The 2,100-nt window shown below is 64.2% G+C and carries 2 protein-coding genes and 2 pseudogenes; 3 read left to right on the top strand and 1 reads right to left on the bottom strand.

The window, feature by feature from the left end; translation table 11 throughout:
* Positions 1 to 179: pseudogene (locus EOA29_RS43465) on the top strand (iron-sulfur cluster assembly scaffold protein); the annotation flags it as partial.
* 10 nt (positions 180 to 189) lie between these two features.
* Here EOA29_RS43465 and EOA29_RS34205 read toward each other — a convergent pair.
* On the bottom strand, positions 190 to 1,095 hold the full coding sequence (locus EOA29_RS34205; protein ID WP_126093447.1) for a LysR substrate-binding domain-containing protein: 906 nt from the start codon (positions 1,093 to 1,095) through the stop codon (positions 190 to 192).
* 329 nt (positions 1,096 to 1,424) lie between these two features.
* Here EOA29_RS34205 and yidD point away from each other — a divergent pair, with 329 nt between their 5' ends.
* Positions 1,425 to 1,799, top strand: a complete 375-nt coding sequence (yidD, locus tag EOA29_RS34200; RefSeq protein ID WP_189350018.1) for a membrane protein insertion efficiency factor YidD — start codon at positions 1,425 to 1,427, stop codon at positions 1,797 to 1,799.
* A gap of 142 nt (positions 1,800 to 1,941) precedes the next feature.
* Positions 1,942 to 2,100 (top strand): annotated as a pseudogene (locus EOA29_RS44110) (class D beta-lactamase); the annotation flags it as partial.

The raw sequence follows: 2,100 nt of genomic DNA, 5'->3' as shown, positions 1-2,100 counted from the left end.
CCATGCTGAAGATGCTGAAGGAGACCGGCGCCCCGCCGGAGGGCCGCTTTGCCGACTTGAAATATCTGGAGCCGGTGCGCGACTACAAGGCGCGCCACGCCTCGACCATGCTGACCTTCGACGCCGTGGTCGACGCGATCGGCCAGATTGAGAAGAAGCGCGCCGGACAGGCGGCTTGAGGACAGGGTGCTAGGCCGCTCGCCTTGTCACGGCGAATTCGCTTCGTATCCAGTCGGCGAAAGCCCTGGCCGGCTCGGAAAGATCCCGCAAATTTCTCGCCACCAGCCAGTAGGCACCGGACGCGACGTCGATGTCAAAGGGCTTGACCAGCGCGCCGGAGGCAAGCTCGTCGCCGATCTGCAAGAGATCGCCCAGTGCCACGCCGTGGCCGAGCAATGCCGCCTGCTTCGAAAGCGAAGCGTCGGCGAGCATCGGGCCGCGCGCGGGCACGGCATCGGCCGGCACGCCGGCCGCCTCGAACCAGCGCGCCCAGCTCTGGCGGTTTTCCTCGTGCAGCAGCGTGTAATGACGAAGGTCGATCGGCCTCTCCAGGGGAGGGCCGGACGCCAGCAGCGCCGGCGACAGGACCGGTGAATCGACGGTCGAAGCCAGACGCTCGGCATCGCTGCGCGGCCATGAGGTCGCGCGCTGGCTGAAGCGCAAGGCAAGCTCGGGCTGATCGCTGCGGAACTCGATCAACCTCGGATCGACCTCCAGGTAAACGTCGATATCGGGCCGCAACTGGCGAAAGCCGTTGAGCCGCGGCACCAGCCATACCGCTGCAAGCGAGGGTTCGACGCTGACGCGCACCACCGACTGCGGCGGCGAGGTTGCCAGATCCGAAAGCACGCGGTCGATGTCATCGAAGCTCCTGACCAACTGGTCGAGGAGCCGGCGACCAGCATCCGTCAGCTTGACGCGGCGATGGAGGCGGAGAAATAGGGGCTGGCGCAGGAAGGTCTCGAGCTCGCGGATCTGCCGGCTGATTGCGGCCTGCGAAACGTAAAGTTCCTCCGCCGCGCGGCTGAAGCTCAAGTGCCGGCCGGCCATTTCGAAACTCCTCAGCGCCGTCAGCGGCAACCGGCCCCGCTTCATTTTGCATAACCTCAAGTTATCCGAAGCGGAAACTATACTCGTTTGAAGGCGAAGGCCAGCGGCAGTCTAATCGGTGCTCGAAGGAGACCTGCCATGAACCAGTTGCTGGCCATTTTGAGCGACGTCATACGGATCGCCACCTTTCAGTGGCATGGCGAAGCCGCGCGCAGCCGCTGTTGCCGTGACCATCCAGAGGCTTCCTTGCACCACGCACCGTGGACTGACAGGCATCCCATCCGCCGATCCAGGCCATGAGAGCAAAAGGGCATTGCGTTCCGGGTCTGAAGCCCACATCTATCGCGCAGCGAAACGCGCTGCGGAGCTAGTGGTTGGCTGACCACCATGGGCATATGCACAGCGCCCGGCCTACCCAGCGCGGGCGCAACTGGCCGGGACCCTGGCGCAAGACGCCGGGCCGCGTCCTCGGCACGTCGCTCGTGCGCCTCTACCAACTGACGCTCTCCGGCTTTGTCGGCAACAACTGCCGGCATCTGCCGACCTGTTCCGAATACGCGCATGAGGCGATCGCGCGCCACGGCTTGTGGGCCGGCGGCTGGATGGCGCTGTTCCGGGTCTCGCGCTGCGGGCCGTTCGGAACGCATGGCATCGACCGCGTTCCGGAGACGCTTGCTGAGCGTTATGTCTGGTTCATGCCGTGGCGCTACTGGCAGATCGGCAGGAAACGCGGGCAAGCCGATGGCTGATCGCATCGACGTTTCGCAGGCTGCGTTTACGGTCCGGTAGGGTTAACGACAAGCTGCACAAACACTGCGAATTTGAGACAAAATCGAGACAAGACGCCTCGCTAAGCCGCTCTCCCGTAATCCCTTTCAGGAGTGAGCTTCGATGCGCCAGATGGACCGCTATCCGTTCTTTATTGCCGTTATTCTGTTCCTTCTGGCCTGGATGCTCGGCCTGCCGATGCGGGCGCAATCGGCGCCCCTTGCAGACCTCCACTGCCCGCTGATCCAGGATGCGGCAAGCGGCCCGACGCTTTACCAGGAC

The sequence above is a fragment of the Mesorhizobium sp. M1E.F.Ca.ET.063.01.1.1 genome (assembly GCF_003998155.1).
In the GTDB taxonomy this organism is placed as follows: Bacteria; Pseudomonadota; Alphaproteobacteria; order Rhizobiales; family Rhizobiaceae; genus Mesorhizobium.
Note: the sequence above shows the minus strand (reverse complement) of the source record. Positions and strands in the feature narration are given on the sequence as shown.